We start from the raw sequence: 16,342 nt of genomic DNA, 5'->3' as shown, positions 1-16,342 counted from the left end.
CTTGTTTCATACAACAAGGAGTCGGTGACTCATACTCCGCAATCTGGCGCGCTGATCTTATGCGCCTGGAAGGACCCCCTAGGGGGCGACTGGATGGGCCCTTCTTCGTGTGGTGGGTTGCGTACAAAGAGCCACTCTTGTAATTGCGCATCACTCTCATTTCAATTACTATCAACGGGAGCATTGGCTGATGGTTACCAAACTATGTACGTCTGTATATGCCATGGAGTAACAGAATCCGAACTACGCGAAGCCATCCGCGACGGGGCCCATACCCTTCGCGCATTGCGGGAGCGCTTAGGAGTTGCCACCAACTGCGGACGCTGCGCCGCCTGTGCCCGAGGCATCCTGCTCGAAGAAATGGCCGCCCTATTGTCGCCACGGAAAGGCGACACTAAAGTTTTTCCCCTACCCGTTGTATCTCCACCACTCGAAAGGAGAACTGTATGAAAGGCGACAAGCAAACCATCCAGCACCTGAACACCGCCCTGAAGCTGGAGTTGACGGCGATCAACCAGTACTTTCTGCACGCGCGGATGTACAAAAACTGGGGATTGTTCGCCCTCGGCAAGCACGAGTACGAAGAGTCCATCGAGGAAATGCACCACGCCGACAAACTCATCGAGCGCATCCTTTTTTTGGAAGGGCTCCCCAATCTCCAGGATCTGAACAAGCTACGAATTGGCGAGAATGTCGAGGAATGCCTGAAATGCGATCTGGAGCTCGAGCTGGAAGGGCGCGCGCATTACGCGGAGACCATTCGCTATTGCGAATCGGTGCAGGATTTCGTTACGCGCTCCATCGTCTGTGCCATTCAGAAACAAACTGAGGAGCACATCGATTGGCTGGAGACCCATATCGCCCTGATCGAGAAAATGGGCCTGCAAAACTTCATCCAGACCGCAGCCGGTCCCTTGCAGGAAGGCTAAAAACAGCAGCCCCGTTTGGGGCTGCAAGTCATTGCCACGATTTTGGTCAATGCGATCCAGACGCAGGTTTCTTTCCTCTCTGACAGGTGCCTGGCTCGCCTCGCGGCGAGACCAAGATCCGGTTCGCTTGGCGAAAGCTGAGCACCGCAACTTCGCCAAGCCAGTTTTCTATTCTCAGACCATTGCGATCATTGGTATCCAGGATCTGCACCCAATGCTCGAGCTGGATTCCCAGATTACGCAAGCGCGCAAGAAAGTTTGGGCCCCCAAGAATTTCCACCACTCCTAGCCACCGCCGCGGTTCTGCAAAGCTGAGGCGAAGGGGCAGGCAGGAAGGTAGCAATACCGGGGCGTGACTCTGGCCAACGACGGCAAGACGCAGCATGCTTTGCCCCTCCTGTTTCAGGAATGCAAGACCACCGACTGCCGATAGCTTTCCCCCACTGCATCGAGCACTTTGCTGAAAAAGCAAATTCTGCTGGCTGGCTCTTTCTGCGCCTTTCGCGAGCGCGGCGGGCATGCTCGTGTTTCCAGAGCAACAATTTCGCCGTCGCGAACCAGACGCGCCAGCACTGCAGACATGTACTCGGCGTCTGCCGCATGCAGGTCCATGAGATATTCCAAGGTGATTCCCGGATTACGCCGAATGTCGGCGAGCACTCGTTTCAACATAGGTCCCTCCAGAAAAGTTTCAGGGCACGGACTTGCCAGGACCCATCCCTGGGCTTCGCCCGTTGGATCTAATGTAAACGGTTCTCATTTGCATGTAAAGGGCCTAGCATTTTGTCGTGCTGAGCTGCTCTGGACAGCTCGGCAAGCCTCAAACGAGGGAGATCGTCAGCTCCAGCCCAGTATCCACAGCAGGCGCAGCATGCCGATACCTAGCAACACCAGGATCAGGCCCGTAGCCAGATAACGGCGCATCGGCAGTCGGCAGGTTCCTTCCCGGATACTGGCCTGGGTACCGAGCAAGCCCCAGAAAGCCAGCGCCAGCAGTACGAGTCCAAAGGCAAGAAAGATGGTGTTACTGCCCGTCAAACGATGGAGCAAGGGAATTTGCACGTGCAGCAAGGCGGAAAACTTCCGCAGTAGAAAATCGAACTTGGCGAGTACAAAGGCAAAGGCGATGCTGCTGAGGGCGGTACGTATCCAAGAAAGGAAGGTGCGCTCGGCAGAGAAATGAACGCGTGGGTCATCCATCTCCTTGGCGGACACCGACGGACCCTTGGCAACATAGCGCAAGTCGTTCCAAAAGAATGGAATGATGGCGAAGAGAACAACAACGGCGGGGATCGTCAACACCTGATAGAGGGCGATGAAGAAGGGATGCAAGTGTTCCAGGTGAAAGAAACGCAGCGCCATGGCGAACTTGCGCGCCAAAATGCCCGCACCGAAGGCAACGATGACGAATTTGATCAGGGAAAGATAACTGCGCTCCATGCTGAGGTAGAGCCGCGGCTCACGAATGGGCGGTAGATTTTTGCGCAGCAGCATGGGAGAAATCCCGCGTCTCCCCCTAGGGGAGACGCGAAAGGGGAGAAATTACAGCTCTTTTGCGTGTTCCGCCAGATAGGCAGCGACGCCGGCAGGATCAGCCTTCATTCCCGACTTACCCTTTTCCCACTGAGCGGGACAGACTTCACCGTGCTCTTCAAAGAATTGCAAGGCATCGACCATGCGAATCATCTCATCGATGTTGCGGCCAAGGGGCAGGTCGTTGATTACCTGATGGCGCACTACCCCGTCCCGGTCGATCAGGAAGGAGCCGCGCAGGGCGACAGATTCATCAAAGAGCACGTCATAGTCGCGGGCGATCTGCTTGGTGAGGTCGGCGACCATGGGCAACTGGATATTGCCGATGCCACCCTTGTTTTCGGGGGTGTTTTTCCACGCCAGGTGGGTGAAATGGGAGTCGACACTGCAAGAAATGACTTCGGTCTTGCGCGCATGGAACTCCGATAGCCGGTGGTTGAAGGCGATGATTTCGGAGGGGCAGACGAAGGTGAAGTCGAGCGGGTAAAAAAACAGTACCGCATATTTACCCTTGATGTGATGCGAAAAATGAAATTTTTCGTTGATGCTGTTATCCGGCATCACCGCGGGAGCAACAAAATCCGGGGCTTTCTTGCCAACGAGTACGGCCATGACATACCTCCTGATCCAATTGAAAGCGAGACTACAAGCATAGCTCAGACCTCTGTCACTGTCTCTACTTCATCAGAATCTGGAACTGTACTAAACTACAACTCTCCCACTGATGACGGAGCAAGTATTCATGGCACATTTTTTTGTCAACATCACCCACGCCGGCAACGATCTCGACCGCGCCACCGTTGGCCTGGTACTCGCCAAGAATGCCCTGACGGAAGGGCACGAAGTCACCATCTTTCTGTCCCTGGACGGCGTTCATCTCGCCCGCTCGGACAACTATCTGCACGGTATGCAGGAACCGACCTTTCCCCCGCTGCTGGAATTACGCGACTTTCTGGTGCAAAACGGTGCCAAGTTCTGGATTTGCGCCGGCTGCTATAAGAAGCGTGGTCTAGAAGAGGCGCATTTCATTCCTGAAGCCACGATGGCCAGCGCCGGACAAGCCATTCAGACCATGGCTTCAGGTGTCGTGCCAGTCTATTATTGATCGGTAACTGTGCTGCATCGGGGTGGGGAACCACCCCTTATCGGCATAACCGACGTGGCACACCACCTTTCAGCTCCAGCAAGCATCGGTCGTCGCTTGCCGCTCCAGACGCGAAGTCCTAGAGTATAGGCCATGGATTGCGACCTGCTCATCCTAGGCGATGGACCCATTGCCCACAGTCTTGTGTTGGCCCTCCACGGGTCAGCGCTCCGTATTCGAGTCATCGACACCTCTCCCCAGGCGCCGCTTGTCCGGACGAGTGCTGCCCCGGATGCGACTGCTCCGGAACGCAGTGTCGCCCTTGCTCTCGCCTCCATACGTCTGCTGCGGAACTTCGGGGTAGTGGTACCGGATGCAGTCAGTGGACGAATTCAGCAAGTACAAATCTCCCAAGCGCGCAGCCCGAATCGGGTAACCCTAGCCAGTGAGCTGCTGCAGGCGCAGGAAGGTGTTCTCGGCAGAGTTACCCCACTTGCCAATCTGCAGGCGGCGCTGGTTGCACAGTTGCCCTCCGCCACCGACAACTTTCAACGCCTCCCCTGGGGACCAGTGGCGAATTTTTCCTGGCTTCCCGATCGCGTGACTCTGGCTTGGGCGAACGGCAACAGGCTATCCGCGCGACTATTGGTGCTGGCCGATGGTGGTCATGGCAAACTGCAACCATTGCTTGGTCTGCAACGCCGCGGCTGGGATCACAATCGCTATGCCATTACCGCCCGTGTTGGACCGATCTCCGGCCCCATCGGTACGGCGTACGAGCATTTTCTTGAAAGTGGGCCGCTCGCTTTTCTACCGCGCGCGGACGGGATTTTCTCCCTAGTTTGGAGCCTGTTGCCGAGCACCGCGAGCCGCCTGATGAATAGTAGCGACGCCGTCTTTTTGCAGGAACTCCATCGGCATCTGCCACCCGGTCTCGCCGGCTTCTCCCAGGTAACTGGACGCGCCCTCTACCCGCTGCACTTTCAACAATTCTCTGCCCCTACGAGCAGCCGTATCCTTCCTTTGGGTAACGCCGCCCAGACGCTGCATCCACTGGCTGGACAGGGTTACAATCTGGGGCTGCGCGATGCCGTAACGCTGGCGGCACTTTTACGCGAGGCAGCAGAACAGGGCGCCGACCCTGGTTCCGAGACTTTGCTAAGAGATTTTCAGCGGATTCGCCGCCGGGATCGCTTAGAAACCATCGCGTTCACCGAAGGGATGAACCAACTCTTTGCCCTGCCCCCTCTGCCCTGGCGACTAGGACGCGAGATCGCACTACTGGGTCTGGAAAATAACCGCTGGTTGAAAAAACGCCTGGCGGCGCGTCTGGCTGGAGTCGATCTGCCTGCCGCCAGCAGCATTCCCGCCCTGGAGGTGACCCGCTTTGACGGATGATTTCGATGTCCTGATCTCTGGCGCTGGCATGGTGGGTAGCGCCTTGGGTCTGGCTTTACAACGCCAGGGATTACGAACGGCCATAGCCGAGCGCCGCACTGCGCAGCAAGCCGAGGCCGCAGACCCACTGCAGCGTTGCAGCCTCGTCAATGCGGGGGCAACCACTTTCCTTGCGCAACAGGGACTCAATGTCGCTTCTCTGGGTACAGCGGTGCGGGGAATGCGCGTCTGGGACGCCGAACATGCCGGCAGCATTCAGCTCGATGCCGCAGACGTTGGGGAGACTGTCTTGGGCTACATCTGCGAGAACCAACGATTGGAACAAGATCTGCGTACCGCATTCTGTGACGCCGGCGGCAAATTGCTGTACGACTGCCAATGGCAGAGATCTTTCATTGATGCCGAAGGAATCGAACTGAAGGATCAGAAGGGCCGCGGCTACCGCGGGCGTCTGCTGGCGATTGCCGAGGGGCGGCAGTCCGGATTGCGGCAACAGATATTTCAGTCCAGCATCTACCGCGAGGATTACCATCAAGAAGCCATCGTTGCCACAGTGCAAATCGAGCGACCACATGGTGGAGTCGCCTACCAGCGCTTTTTGCCGACCGGGCCGCTCGCCCTGCTCCCCTTTGCCGATAGCGCCGAAGGTCGGGCCCAGGCCAGCCTTGTCTGGAGTACGCGCAATCTTGCCGCACGACAACTTTTTGCCATGGATGACGCGAACTTCCTGGGCCGCTTGCAGGATGCCTTCGGACCACAACTCGGAAGAATCACCGGCATCGGCAAACGGGGGAAATTCCCGTTGAGCGCACTGCATGTGAATCGCTACGTGCAGGATCGTGTCGCCTTGCTCGGTGACAGCGCGCATGGTGTCCATCCGTTGGCTGGGCTCGGCGTGAATCTCGGCTTTCGCGATGTCGCCGCGCTCACCCGGGTCATTGGCGACAAGATCGCAAAGAGGACAGACTTTGGACGCCTTGAGGCCCTGGTGGATTTTCAACGGCAGCGCCGTCCTGACAATCTTCTGACGGTCTTTGCCTGTGGTGCCCTGAATCATCTATTCTCGAATCGCAGTGGCGCCTTGGCGCGGCTGCGTGATTTGGGGCTCTGGGGTACCAGTATGACGCCTCCACTCAAACGTTTTTTCATCCGCCAAGCCATGGGCCTGTAAGGAGAGCACGATGCAACACCGAATTGCCGACGATATTGCCGCCGCCATCGGCGACGCGGTAGCCCGCTTCGGGTCGGTCAAGGAAGACCTGGACAAGCAGCTCAAGACCATCATCAGCAACGCTCTGGATCGTCTCGATCTGGTCACCCGCGAGGAGTTCGAGATCCAGCAAGAGCTGAGTACCCGTCTCGCGGCGCGGGTCGCGGCCCTCGAGGCCCGTCTTGAGAAAATGAAGGGAGCAGAACAGAGCGAAGGCTGAGCCCGCATGGCTTTGGCACTGGTGCGCAGCCGCGCGCCCATGGGTATTCAGGCCGCAGAGGTCTTGGTCGAGTGCGACTTGGGGCCGGGCTTGCCCACTTTCGCCATCGTTGGTTTGCCGGAAGCGGCAGTGCGAGAATCCCGCGATCGGGTGCGCGCCGCCATTCAGAACAGCGGTCTGGAATTCCCTGCACGGCGCATCATTGTCAATCTCGCGCCAGCCGACCTCCCCAAGGAGGGGGGGCGATTCGACTTGCCCATCGCTCTCGGCATTCTCCGTGCGAGTGGACAGTTGCCGCAGTCTGCTCTGGACGGTCTCGAATGTATTGGCGAGCTGGCATTGGACGGTAGCCTGCGCAAGGTTCCGGGCATCCTTGCCTGCGCACTCGCTGCCCAAGCGGCGGGCCACAGTCTTGCCCTCCCCTGGGAAAGCACGGGCGAGGCACGATTGGCCGCCAACTGCCGACTTCTGCCAGCACAGAGTTTAGCACAGCTAGTGGCGATTTTACGCGGTGAGGAAGCGATTCCCGACTTGCCGCTGCACGTGGCCGCGTCTGATCTGCCGATCGATGACGGAGATCTCGCCGACGTTCGTGGTCAGGAGCAGGCCAAACGTGCGCTGATCATTGCCGCCACGGGCGGGCACCATCTGTTGTTTTCCGGTCCGCCGGGTACCGGCAAGAGCATGCTGGCTGCCCGTCTACCCGGCCTGCTTTCCCCTTTGCGCGACGAGGAAGCACTGGAAGTCGCGTCCATCCACAGTTTGCATGGGCTATTCGACCCGGCCACCTGGCGACGCCGCCCCTATCGCAGCCCGCACCATAGCGTGTCTGCCGCAGCCCTCGTGGGCGGCGGTTCGCAACCGCGTCCCGGGGAGATCAGCCTCGCCCATCGTGGCGTTCTGTTTCTCGACGAATTGCCGGAGTTTTCCCGCTCCGTTCTGGAAGTCTTGCGTGAACCTTTGGAAACGGGGGAAATCCACATCGCCCGTGCGCGCCAGCGCGCACGTTTTCCCGCCCGTTTTCAGTTGGTTGCGGCAATGAATCCCTGTCCCTGCGGGCATCTGGGCAATCCATTGCAGGCCTGCCGCTGCAGCCCTGCACAAATCCAGCAATATCGCAGCCGCCTGTCGGGACCACTTCTGGACCGTATTGATCTTCAGGTGGAAGTACCGGTGCTCGCGCCAGAATATCTGGAACAGGCATCTCGCGGGGATAGCAGCGCGCTGTGGCGGGAACACATCAGTCGGGCAGTCGAGCAGCAATGGCAACGCCAAGGTTGTAGCAACGCGCAGCTACAGGGCAATGCCCTGAACCAGCACTGCGCCTTGGATGCGGATACCCGTGGCTTTCTGCGTCTGGCGGCAGAACGCCTGCACTTCTCTGCGCGGGCTTATCATCGTGTCCTGCGGGTCGCCCGCAGCATTGCCGATCTTGCGGCGGAAACTTCCATACGTCGGGAGCATTTGGCTGAGGCGCTGCAGTATCGACGCCTCGCCCATACCCTGACCCATCCATAGGGTCCTTTGCGTTCATGATTCTGCTACGGCATCTACCCACCGCCCAGGAGCCGCGCCTGTATATGGCGCTGGAACGCACCTATCTGGGCTATTACAAGCTGATTTTCTTCACCATTGGCACCGGCTTGCTCGCCTATCGTCTGGAAATTCTTTTTCTCGCCTTGGGAGAGAACAACTACGCGCGGCTGTTTCGCGAATTGCATCGCCTGCTCATTTGGCCGCCCATGGGGCTCATTTTTGTAGTTGGCTTCTGGTTTTTCGCCGACCTTCATCATATTGGAAAAGGAATTACCGTGTCGGAAAAAGAAATCATCGACCCACGCATTTACATGGCCGCCGAACGTACCTTTCTCGCGTGGGTGCGCACGGGCATTGGTCTGATTGCCTTTGGTTTTGTAATTGAGAAATTCGATTTTTTTCTCGAACAATTATCGGCGATGCTGCACACCAAACTCAGCGCTGGCGAGGGATTCTCTGGGATGGGAATTATCTTCATCGTCCTCGGCGTCAGCAACCTGGTGATTGGTGGCATCAACTTCATACGTACGGTCAAAAAAGTGGATCAGGGGCAATACCACATTCATAAATGGCTGTACGCGCTATATGGACTGATCCTGTTTACCGTGACAGCGGTACTTGCCTATATGATCGTGCGGGTCTCCCCTTAGCGCGGATCGCGGCGGTGGCGGCGCCTCTGGCTGAGCTGCCAAAGGGTGCTGAGTACGCCAATCAACACATACACCAGGGAAATGATGAACAACACCAAGGGCGGATGCACGGCAATGGCGGCCAGAACCAGGACCACGCTGATCGCCAGGGCAAAGGGCATGCGCCCGTGCAAGTCGATATCTTTGAAACTCCGGTAGCGGATATTGCTTACCATCAGTAATCCCAGCAGATACACCAGAGCCAAGGCCAGATATTGGGCAATTTCCGTGAGCCAGGGATACCCTTCGCCCACTGCCACCCACACCAGACTGGCCAGGACCGTTGCCGCTGTTGGGATGGGTAGACCCTGAAAGTAGCGCTTGGAGCTGCTGTGTGCCTGGCTATTGAAACGCGCCAAGCGCAGCGCTCCGCAGGCGGTAAAGACGAACGCGCCCAACCAGCCAAACTTGCCAAAATCCTGCAGTCCCCAGAGGAGGGTCAACAACGAGGGGGCGATACCAAAGGCAATCACATCGGCCAGGGAGTCATACTCGGCGCCAAACGCACTTTGCGTGCCCGTCATACGTGCTACGCGCCCGTCCAGTCCATCCAGGATCATGGCAATGAAAATGACGATCGCCGCCACACGAAAATGGCCGTGAATCGAGGCCACGATGGAATAGAATCCGGCAAACAGGCTGGCCGTGGTAAAGAGATTGGGGAGTAGATAGACTCCCCGACGTGGATAGCGTCTATTCATCCGCCCTGCTCCAGTTGCGCGATCCACTCGGCGCCAGAGCGCACCCGTTGCCCCAGATGGACCAATGCCTGCGCGCTGAGCGGCAGATAGGTATCCACCCGCGAGCCAAAGCGAATGAAGCCGAAGCGTTGGCCGGTGCCGACCTGCTCCTCTGGCCGCACGTAACAGAGGATGCGTCGTGCCACGAGCCCGGCCACCTGGACCACTGTTACATCCTGCCCGTCTTCCGTGCGCAGCCACAGAGCATTCCGTTCATTCTCCAGAGAGGCTTTGTCCAGCGCGGCATTGAAAAACTTACCGGGGAAATACCAACGTTGCTGTACGGTGCCACCAATGGGCAGGCGATTGACGTGCACGTCGAAGACATTCATGAAGATGCTGATCTTCAGGGCCTGCCGCTGCAGATAGGGATCCTCCACCATTTCGATGGCGATGACGCGACCGTCGGCCGGGCAAAGGATTCCACCGGCGAGCGCTGCGGGGAGGGCTCGAGCAGGGTCACGAAAAAACTGCACACTAAAAAGAAAAAGGAGAAAAAAAGGAATACCCGCCCACCAGGGCGCAAAGATACCTGCCAAGACGGTGAGCAGAAGGAACAAGGCAATGAAGGGCCACCCTTCACGCGCCAGCACAGTATACGGGTAGCTAGGATTCGACATTGCGCAAGGCTAGCAAGTCGTCAAGGCTTGGGGAAGCGCTCCTGCCCAGAGAACTGCCCCAGTGATGGAACGGTCCCGGCAGGAAGCAGCAGAGGCGATCAGTTACGGGACCGATCAACGATGCGATTTTGCCCGATCCAGGTCATCATCGAGCGCAGCTTCTGCCCCACCACCTCGAGGGGATGCTCTGCGGCCAGACGCCGCTTGGCCTGCATGGTCGGCTTGCCGGCCTGATTTTCGAGGATGAACTCACGGGCGAATTCGCCATTCTGAATCTCGGTGAGGATGCGGCGCATTTCTTCCTTGGTACGCGCATCGACCACCCGCGGACCGCGGGTCAGATCGCCATATTCAGCGGTGTTGGAGATGGAGTAGCGCATATTGGCGATTCCTCCTTCGTACATCAGGTCGACGATCAGTTTCAGCTCATGCAGACACTCAAAATACGCCATTTCTGGGGCATAGCCCGCCTCGGTCAGGGTCTCGAAGCCCGCCTGCACCAGCGCACTGACACCACCACAGAGCACCGCTTGTTCGCCAAAGAGATCTGTTTCGGTTTCTTCGCGGAAGGTAGTCTCGATGACACCGGCACGCGCGCCACCGATCGCCTTGGCGTAGGACAGGGCGAGGTTCTGGGCGTTGCCAGAGGCATCCTGATGGATGGCGATGAGACAAGGTACACCGCCGCCCTGGGTATAGGTGGAACGGACGAGATGGCCGGGGCCCTTGGGGGCGATCAGGAAGCAGTCGAGATCGGCGCGCGGGTGGATCTGCCCAAAATGTACATTGAAACCGTGGGCAAAGAGCAGCGCCCCGCCTTCCTTGATATGCGGAGCGATTTCTTCCCGATAGAGCGCCGCCTGCCCCTCATCGGGGGTAAGGACCATCACCAGATCGGCATCGGCCACGGCCTTTCCGACAGACCGGACCTCCAGCCCGGCATTCTTTGCCTTATCCCAAGAAGCTGATCCTTCGCGCAGGCCAACAACAACCTGTACGCCGGAGTCTTTGAGATTGAGGGCATGGGCATGCCCCTGGGAGCCGTAGCCGATGATGGCGACCTTTTTCTTCTGGATGAGGGAGAGATCGGCGTCGTTATCGTAGTAAACTTTCATGAAGTCCTCTAAGCGCGTAAAAAAATCAAATACTCTTTGCACCGCGACTGATGGCACTGGCGCCACTGCGCACCACTTCGATGACCATACCGGGATCAAGCGCGTGGAGAAAGGCGTCGAGCTTTTCACCGGTACCGGTGAGCTCAATGGTGTAGCTGCGATCGGTCACGTCGATGATGCGTCCCCGGAAAATATCCGAAAGACGCTTCACTTCTTCACGGTCGGGACCAACCGCATGTACCTTGATGAGCATCAGCTCCCGCTCAATGTGCGGTCCCTCGCTCAAGTCGTGAACGCGGATGACCTCCACCAACTTGTTCAGCTGCTTGAGCACCTGCTCCATGATCTCTTCCGAACCCTGGGTGAGAATGGTCATGCGCGAGACGCTGGCCTCATGGGTAGGGGCAACGGTCATCGCCTCAATGTTGTAGCCGCGCGCCGAAAACAGTCCTGCCACCCGCGACAGAGCACCTGCTTCGTTTTCCAGCAGAACAGAAATGATATGTCGGTGCATGCGTTATACCAAAATCATGTCAGACAGCGCGGCTCCCGCCGGCACCATGGGATACACATTCTCGGTGCGATCGACGAGAAAGTCCATGAAGACCATGCGGTCCTTGAGACGCAGGGCCTCGCGAATCACGGGCTCGACGTCGGCGGGTTTTTCCGCGCGCAGACCAATGTGACCATAGGCCTCGGCCAGTTTCACAAAGTCCGGCAGCGCGTCCATGTAACTGGAGGCGTAGCGCTCTTCGTAGAAAAATTCCTGCCACTGCCGCACCATGCCCAAGTAACCGTTATTGAGGCAGGCGACCTTGATGGGAAGCTTATATTGCTGGCAGGTGGAGAGCTCCTGAATGTTCATCTGGATGCTGCCTTCCCCCGTCACGCAAACGACTGTGCTCTGCGGCTCGGCCATCTGCGCACCCATCGCGGCTGGCAGACCAAAGCCCATGGTGCCCAGCCCCCCACTGTTGATCCAGCGCCGCGGACGGTCAAAACCATAGAACTGTGCCGCCCACATCTGGTGCTGACCGACATCGGAGGTGACAATGGCATCCCCCCCGGTGAGCTCGTAAAGCTTCTGGATGACGTATTGCGGCTTGATGATATTGCCCTCCTGCTGGTAGTGCAGGCAATCGCGCTGGCGCCATTCTTCGATCTGCGCCCACCAGCGCGCCAACTCTTCCGAGCCTCCGCCAAGGCCCATTTCCTCCGCCAGCTCATTCATCTCGCGCAATACCGAACGCAGATCACCAACCACCGGCACATCGACCTTCACATTCTTGGAAATGGACGCGGGATCGACATCCACGTGAATGATCTTGGCGTGCGGGGCGAAGTGGCTGAGATTGCCGGTCACCCGGTCATCGAAGCGGGCACCCAGGGCGATCAGGACGTCACAGTGCTGCACTGCCATGTTCGCCTCGTAGGTGCCGTGCATACCCAGCATACCGAGAAACTGCCGATCCGAGGCCGGATAGCCACCCAAACCCATCAGGGTATTGGTGATGGGCGCGTTACAACGGCGCACCAGGTGGGTGAGCTCGTCCGCGCTATCTGAAAGAATGACACCGCCACCCGTGTAAAACAGCGGGCGTTCCGCCGCGGCAACGAGCTGCAGCGCCTTGCGCAATTGACCAGAGTGCCCTTTCACCGTCGGCTTGTAGGAGCGTAACTGCACCTTTTCCGGATACTCATAGCGGCAGCGCTTGGCGGTGACATCCTTGGGGATATCGATGAGCACCGGCCCCGGCCGCCCGGAAGCCGCCAGATAGAAGGCCGTCTTGATGGTCTGGGCCAGCTCGTTGACGTCGCGCACCAGAAAATTGTGCTTGGTGCAGGGACGGGTAATACCGACGGTATCCACTTCCTGGAAGGCATCGTTACCAATCAACGCCACGGGAACTTGCCCAGTGATAACAACCAAAGGGATAGAGTCCATATACGCCGTCGCAATGCCGGTGACCGCGTTGGTGGCACCCGGACCACTGGTGACCAGGGCCACACCAACCTTGCCGGTACTGCGCGAATAGGCGTCTGCCGCATGCACCGCCGCCTGCTCGTGGCGGACCAGGACATGCTGCACGGCATCCTGCTTGTCCAACTCATCATAGATATAGAGGACGGCGCCACCGGGGTAGCCGAATACCGTCTCCACGCCCTCGTCACGCAGGGCGCGTACGACAATCTCAGCGCCGCTAAGTTCTTCGGTCACAGCAGAAGAAATCGTGCGTTCACGGGTCTGGTTGGGGGCAGACATGGTCAAGGCTCCTCACAAGATCAACATACTGCGCTCAACGCTATGCAGTTTTGACCACAGCGTCAAATAAAAATGCCTTGGCGAAACCGTATCTTCCTCTATGCACCCTGGTGGAGACGATCGAGATAGCCACGCGCCTCCCGCACCAAATCCTCGGGCAAACCAGATTTCTCCGCAATCAACAAGCCCAAAGATTTTCCAGGAACACCAATTTCGAGCTCATAAGTAGGCTCCAAGCGCTCGTGATCAAAGCGCATGGAGGCGTTTTGCAAGGCTGGATGCTCAGCCGCAAAGCTCTTGATGGGTGTCAGATGCGTGGTCACCATACCGCGCACCCCGCGCCGCGCCAATTCGTCCAAGACCGCCATTGCCATGGCCGCACCCTCTTCCGGATCAGTGCCAGTACCCAGTTCGTCGAGCAAGATGAGGGTAGACGCGTCCGCCTCCGCCAAAAGTTTTTTCAACATCTCGATATGACCGGAAAAAGTAGAGAGGGCAAAGGCCATACTTTGCGGGTCTCCCATATCGACAAAAATCTTGCTGAAACGTCCGACGACCGCCCGTCCGGAAACCGGCACATGCAAACCGCACTGCGCCATCACCGTGAGCAACCCCACGGTTTTCAAAGAGACGCTCTTGCCGCCGGTGTTCGGACCGGTCACCACGAGAATGGGATTCTCGGCATCGATGCGCACTGACAGAGGCTTCGGCTTAGGCCCTCGATGATCCACGTGCGCCAGCCAGAGTTGCGGATGCACGGCACCCTCGAACTGCAAAACAGGCTCTTCCACCAATTCCGCCGCCTGCGCCTGCAGGTGCAGAGAAAGCTGCGCTCCAGCAATGGCCAGATCGAGCCAGGTCAGAGCGTCCACCAATTTCTGCAGCGCTGGCAGAAGCGCACGCACCTGATCGGTAAGGGCCCGCAGCACAGTCTGATTTTCCTGTTCGATCGTGCCGGAGATCTTCTCCAGATGGTTGTTGAGCGCTACCAGCTCCATCGGCTCGACCACCGTGCCGTGTCCTCCAGGCCCCGCTCCCCGGCGTACCCCACGGATCTCTTCCCGCGCGCCATCGGGCAAATGCACCGACAGGCGCTGTCCAGCCCAGTGCGCCTTGCCTCCGCCACGCAGGTGCGGCTGGATCTGCCGCTGCACGGCCTCTCTCTCTTGCTTGAGTTCCGCATGCAGGCGGCGCAAGGTGGCATTGGCATCCTCGCGAACCGAACCATTGGGCAACAACATGGCATCAATGGCATCGATCAAGGAACCCGCGGCATCGAGGACCTGCGCTCCCAGCGGCAGAAGCGTCGGCCGCGCTTCGACAAAGGCACGTAACTCCTGCCCGACGCGCAGAATCCGATGCAAGTTACGGAATGCCTGGCCGGAAAGCGCTGCTCCTGGGGTCGCCGCCTGCCGCAAGGCCGGACGCGGATCCGGCAGCTCCGGCAATACTGGGCCGGCGCCCGATTCCAGGCCGAAGCGTGCTGCGGTAATCGCCTCCTGCAGCTGTCTGGCCGCTGCCACCGAAGGTGCCGGGGCCAGGTTCCGGGCGGCATCAGCGCCCATGGGCGTGGCAGAAAGTTTCTCGAGCAGCCGTCGAATCCCCTCAAAATCCAGCAACTTCCAGTCGCCCTCCATCATGCACCTCGCTGCCCGTCAAACAATTCTCGCCACCAACGCAGTCTTCCTTCAGGAATGATCACCGGGCCGGGCAGATGCTCCGGTGGCATGCGCGACAGCACCCAGCCCGGCGGTATCAGTTTGCCGCTACTGCCACACGAGGCACCGAGGTTGTTGGGGTCGTAGATCTTGAGTAGATTGGGATGCTCGCGATCATCCACATAGACGATCCCGAGGTAGCGCTCGCGGTGATCGTGGTGCAAAAGAATGTCGATTTCCGCAAGTACCCGGCGAAAAGTCTCAGCTGGCAGCGGGGCGGTCGGCAGGTCCTGGCCCACGAAGTAGACAAACCAGGCGTCGTCTGCCTCTGCCTGTAGCTTGGCAACCAAGGCATCCCATTGTGCCCAGTCGCGAATCGCCCAGAGCATCCCTCCATATATGCTGGCAAAATCCTTCATTCTTCTCCCTCACCCAAAAAACTGATCATGATTTTCCGCCGTTGCGGGCGTTCGCGATGCTCCAGCAGATAAGCTCCCTGCCAGGTTCCCAAGAGCAGGCGGCCAGCCCGCACAGGGATCTGCAGGCTCTGCGTTCCAAGCAGGGTGCGAATATGTGCCGACATATCGTCCGGACCCTCGTTGCGATGACGATAGGCCGGGTCATCATCACGAATCCAGCGCGCGAGAAAGTCAAGGATATCTGCCTGTACGTCGCTGTCCGCGTTTTCCTGCAAAGCAAGACTCGCGGAGGTATGCGGCAAAAAGAGAAGCAGCCAACCATGGCTCGCCCGAATCTTGCCCAACCAAGCCCGTAGCGGATCGGAGATTTCATAAAAGCGTCGACCCTCCGTAGGCAGTATCCACTCTTCATCCCACTGTCTCATCGTCATAGCCTAGTCCGCCGCGTGCGAAAAAACTCCTTGAGCAACAGCGATGCCTCTTCCGCCAGCACCCCACCTTCCCACTGCAGGCGATGGTTGCTCGGTGCCAACTCGGGAAGTCGCAGATGACTTTCGATCACCCCCGCCTTGGGGTCGGCTGCGCCATACACCACTCTCGCCAGGCGCGCGTGTAGGATGGCGCCAAAACACATGACGCAGGGTTCCAAAGTGACATATAGAGTACAGCCCCCCAAGCGGTAGTTCCCTAGGCGCTGCGCGGCCTGGCGCAAAGCCTGCACTTCCGCATGCGCCGTTGGATCGTGACTGGCAATCGGAGCATTGTGCGTGCTCGCCAGGCACGTTCCCGCAGCGTCGACCAGCACCGCGCCCACCGGGACTTCGCCGGACTCCGCCGCCACGCGCGCCGCGGTCAGCGCCGCCCGCATCCACATCTGGTCCTGTTCTTGCACCGATCCCTACCATTTACCCGTTCGATCGGGACTACC

21 protein-coding genes are annotated in these 16,342 nt (G+C 58.7%); 8 read left to right on the top strand and 13 right to left on the bottom strand.

Annotated elements, in window-relative coordinates; all coding sequences use genetic code 11:
- Nucleotides 1-93 precede the first annotated feature (93 nt).
- Both ORD17_RS13490 and bfr read left to right on the top strand, forming a co-directional pair.
- On the top strand, nt 94-450 hold the full coding sequence (locus ORD17_RS13490) for a bacterioferritin-associated ferredoxin (protein WP_374693369.1): 357 nt from the start codon (nt 94-96) through the stop codon (nt 448-450).
- Nucleotides 447-929, top strand: coding sequence for a bacterioferritin (bfr, locus tag ORD17_RS09475; protein ID WP_308388203.1), 483 nt, complete (start codon nt 447-449; stop codon nt 927-929). Before ORD17_RS13490 ends, bfr begins: the two co-directional genes overlap by 4 nt.
- A 46-nt stretch (nt 930-975) precedes the next feature.
- Here the strand turns inward: bfr and ORD17_RS09470 are convergent, their stop codons facing one another.
- From ORD17_RS09470 to ORD17_RS09455, 4 genes are all read right to left on the bottom strand, one after another.
- A complete protein-coding gene (locus tag ORD17_RS09470; protein ID WP_308388201.1) occupies nt 976-1,314 on the bottom strand; it encodes a hypothetical protein in 339 nt (112 codons plus the stop codon).
- Between the two features lie 17 nt (nt 1,315-1,331).
- The gene (locus ORD17_RS09465; protein ID WP_308388200.1) at nt 1,332-1,601 is read right to left on the bottom strand and encodes a hypothetical protein; all 270 of its coding nucleotides are present in this window, start codon (nt 1,599-1,601) and stop codon (nt 1,332-1,334) included.
- A gap of 165 nt (nt 1,602-1,766) precedes the next feature.
- A complete protein-coding gene (locus ORD17_RS09460) occupies nt 1,767-2,423 on the bottom strand; it encodes a DUF202 domain-containing protein (protein ID WP_308388199.1) in 657 nt (218 codons plus the stop codon).
- A 48-nt stretch (nt 2,424-2,471) separates the two neighbouring features.
- On the bottom strand, nt 2,472-3,074 hold the full coding sequence (locus ORD17_RS09455) for a peroxiredoxin (RefSeq protein WP_308388197.1): 603 nt from the start codon (nt 3,072-3,074) through the stop codon (nt 2,472-2,474).
- Between the two features lie 130 nt (nt 3,075-3,204).
- Here ORD17_RS09455 and ORD17_RS09450 point away from each other — a divergent pair, with 130 nt between their 5' ends.
- From ORD17_RS09450 to ORD17_RS09425, 6 genes are all read left to right on the top strand, one after another.
- On the top strand, nt 3,205-3,567 hold the full coding sequence (locus ORD17_RS09450; protein WP_308388195.1) for a DsrE family protein: 363 nt from the start codon (nt 3,205-3,207) through the stop codon (nt 3,565-3,567).
- A 132-nt stretch (nt 3,568-3,699) separates the two neighbouring features.
- Entirely contained in the window at nt 3,700-4,944 is a 1,245-nt protein-coding gene (locus ORD17_RS09445; protein ID WP_308388193.1) for an FAD-dependent monooxygenase, read from the top strand.
- Entirely contained in the window at nt 4,934-6,115 is a 1,182-nt protein-coding gene (locus ORD17_RS09440; RefSeq protein ID WP_308388191.1) for an FAD-dependent monooxygenase, read from the top strand. The genes ORD17_RS09445 and ORD17_RS09440 overlap by 11 nt, the downstream gene beginning before the upstream one ends.
- 10 nt (nt 6,116-6,125) lie before the next feature.
- Nucleotides 6,126-6,374, top strand: a complete 249-nt coding sequence (locus ORD17_RS09435; protein ID WP_308388190.1) for an accessory factor UbiK family protein — start codon at nt 6,126-6,128, stop codon at nt 6,372-6,374.
- 6 nt (nt 6,375-6,380) lie between these two features.
- Nucleotides 6,381-7,892 (top strand): YifB family Mg chelatase-like AAA ATPase, encoded by a 1,512-nt coding sequence (locus tag ORD17_RS09430; RefSeq protein ID WP_308388188.1) that lies wholly within the window; start codon nt 6,381-6,383, stop codon nt 7,890-7,892.
- A gap of 14 nt (nt 7,893-7,906) precedes the next feature.
- Nucleotides 7,907-8,560: a DUF202 domain-containing protein gene (locus tag ORD17_RS09425; protein ID WP_308388186.1), complete on the top strand. Its 654-nt coding sequence runs from the start codon at nt 7,907-7,909 to the stop codon at nt 8,558-8,560.
- Here ORD17_RS09425 and pssA read toward each other — a convergent pair.
- The 9 genes from pssA to tadA form a co-directional block, all read right to left on the bottom strand.
- Entirely contained in the window at nt 8,557-9,300 is a 744-nt protein-coding gene (gene pssA / locus ORD17_RS09420) for a CDP-diacylglycerol--serine O-phosphatidyltransferase (RefSeq protein ID WP_308388184.1), read from the bottom strand. The genes ORD17_RS09425 and pssA overlap by 4 nt on opposite strands.
- Nucleotides 9,297-9,959: a phosphatidylserine decarboxylase gene (locus ORD17_RS09415; RefSeq protein ID WP_308388182.1), complete on the bottom strand. Its 663-nt coding sequence runs from the start codon at nt 9,957-9,959 to the stop codon at nt 9,297-9,299. Before ORD17_RS09415 ends, pssA begins: the two co-directional genes overlap by 4 nt.
- 98 nt (nt 9,960-10,057) lie before the next feature.
- On the bottom strand, nt 10,058-11,074 hold the full coding sequence (gene ilvC, locus ORD17_RS09410) for a ketol-acid reductoisomerase (protein ID WP_308388180.1): 1,017 nt from the start codon (nt 11,072-11,074) through the stop codon (nt 10,058-10,060).
- 25 nt (nt 11,075-11,099) lie between these two features.
- Complete coding sequence (ilvN, locus tag ORD17_RS09405; protein WP_308388178.1) at nt 11,100-11,588, bottom strand: acetolactate synthase small subunit; 489 nt, start codon at nt 11,586-11,588, stop codon at nt 11,100-11,102.
- 3 nt (nt 11,589-11,591) lie between these two features.
- A complete protein-coding gene (gene ilvB / locus ORD17_RS09400; RefSeq protein ID WP_308388176.1) occupies nt 11,592-13,337 on the bottom strand; it encodes a biosynthetic-type acetolactate synthase large subunit in 1,746 nt (581 codons plus the stop codon).
- A gap of 98 nt (nt 13,338-13,435) precedes the next feature.
- Nucleotides 13,436-14,977 carry a DNA mismatch repair protein MutS gene (locus tag ORD17_RS09395; RefSeq protein ID WP_308388174.1) on the bottom strand — a complete coding sequence of 514 codons (1,542 nt, stop codon included), beginning with the start codon at nt 14,975-14,977 and terminating at the stop codon, nt 13,436-13,438.
- Nucleotides 14,974-15,414 carry a hypothetical protein gene (locus tag ORD17_RS09390; RefSeq protein ID WP_308388172.1) on the bottom strand — a complete coding sequence of 147 codons (441 nt, stop codon included), beginning with the start codon at nt 15,412-15,414 and terminating at the stop codon, nt 14,974-14,976. The genes ORD17_RS09395 and ORD17_RS09390 overlap by 4 nt, the downstream gene beginning before the upstream one ends.
- Complete coding sequence (locus tag ORD17_RS09385; RefSeq protein ID WP_308388170.1) at nt 15,411-15,845, bottom strand: secondary thiamine-phosphate synthase enzyme YjbQ; 435 nt, start codon at nt 15,843-15,845, stop codon at nt 15,411-15,413. The genes ORD17_RS09390 and ORD17_RS09385 overlap by 4 nt, the downstream gene beginning before the upstream one ends.
- On the bottom strand, nt 15,842-16,306 hold the full coding sequence (gene tadA, locus ORD17_RS09380; protein ID WP_308388168.1) for a tRNA adenosine(34) deaminase TadA: 465 nt from the start codon (nt 16,304-16,306) through the stop codon (nt 15,842-15,844). Before tadA ends, ORD17_RS09385 begins: the two co-directional genes overlap by 4 nt.
- Between the last annotated feature and the right edge of the window lie 36 nt (nt 16,307-16,342).

The organism is Acidithiobacillus sp. AMEEHan (genome assembly GCF_030996345.1).
Classification (GTDB): domain Bacteria; phylum Pseudomonadota; class Gammaproteobacteria; order Acidithiobacillales; family Acidithiobacillaceae; genus Igneacidithiobacillus.
Note: the sequence above shows the minus strand (reverse complement) of the source record. Positions and strands in the feature narration are given on the sequence as shown.

What these genes read in the sequence shown, in the direction of transcription:
- ORD17_RS09450 (WP_308388195.1), top strand. Translation starts at nt 3,205, where the DNA reads ATGGCACATTTTTTTGTCAACATCACCCACGCCGGCAACGATCTCGAC.
- bfr (WP_308388203.1), top strand. Translation starts at nt 447, where the DNA reads ATGAAAGGCGACAAGCAAACCATCCAGCACCTGAACACCGCCCTGAAG.
- pssA (WP_308388184.1), bottom strand. Translation starts at nt 9,300, where the DNA reads ATGAATAGACGCTATCCACGTCGGGGAGTCTATCTACTCCCCAATCTC.
- ORD17_RS09435 (WP_308388190.1), top strand. Translation starts at nt 6,126, where the DNA reads ATGCAACACCGAATTGCCGACGATATTGCCGCCGCCATCGGCGACGCG.
- ORD17_RS09460 (WP_308388199.1), bottom strand. Translation starts at nt 2,423, where the DNA reads ATGCTGCTGCGCAAAAATCTACCGCCCATTCGTGAGCCGCGGCTCTAC.
- ORD17_RS09390 (WP_308388172.1), bottom strand. Translation starts at nt 15,414, where the DNA reads ATGAAGGATTTTGCCAGCATATATGGAGGGATGCTCTGGGCGATTCGC.
- ORD17_RS09430 (WP_308388188.1), top strand. Translation starts at nt 6,381, where the DNA reads ATGGCTTTGGCACTGGTGCGCAGCCGCGCGCCCATGGGTATTCAGGCC.
- ORD17_RS09395 (WP_308388174.1), bottom strand. Translation starts at nt 14,977, where the DNA reads ATGATGGAGGGCGACTGGAAGTTGCTGGATTTTGAGGGGATTCGACGG.
- ORD17_RS09385 (WP_308388170.1), bottom strand. Translation starts at nt 15,845, where the DNA reads ATGACGATGAGACAGTGGGATGAAGAGTGGATACTGCCTACGGAGGGT.
- ORD17_RS09425 (WP_308388186.1), top strand. Translation starts at nt 7,907, where the DNA reads ATGATTCTGCTACGGCATCTACCCACCGCCCAGGAGCCGCGCCTGTAT.
- ORD17_RS13490 (WP_374693369.1), top strand. Translation starts at nt 94, where the DNA reads ATGGGCCCTTCTTCGTGTGGTGGGTTGCGTACAAAGAGCCACTCTTGT.
- ORD17_RS09470 (WP_308388201.1), bottom strand. Translation starts at nt 1,314, where the DNA reads ATGCTGCGTCTTGCCGTCGTTGGCCAGAGTCACGCCCCGGTATTGCTA.
- ilvN (WP_308388178.1), bottom strand. Translation starts at nt 11,588, where the DNA reads ATGCACCGACATATCATTTCTGTTCTGCTGGAAAACGAAGCAGGTGCT.
- ilvB (WP_308388176.1), bottom strand. Translation starts at nt 13,337, where the DNA reads ATGTCTGCCCCCAACCAGACCCGTGAACGCACGATTTCTTCTGCTGTG.
- ilvC (WP_308388180.1), bottom strand. Translation starts at nt 11,074, where the DNA reads ATGAAAGTTTACTACGATAACGACGCCGATCTCTCCCTCATCCAGAAG.
- ORD17_RS09445 (WP_308388193.1), top strand. Translation starts at nt 3,700, where the DNA reads ATGGATTGCGACCTGCTCATCCTAGGCGATGGACCCATTGCCCACAGT.
- ORD17_RS09455 (WP_308388197.1), bottom strand. Translation starts at nt 3,074, where the DNA reads ATGGCCGTACTCGTTGGCAAGAAAGCCCCGGATTTTGTTGCTCCCGCG.
- ORD17_RS09415 (WP_308388182.1), bottom strand. Translation starts at nt 9,959, where the DNA reads ATGTCGAATCCTAGCTACCCGTATACTGTGCTGGCGCGTGAAGGGTGG.
- ORD17_RS09465 (WP_308388200.1), bottom strand. Translation starts at nt 1,601, where the DNA reads ATGTTGAAACGAGTGCTCGCCGACATTCGGCGTAATCCGGGAATCACC.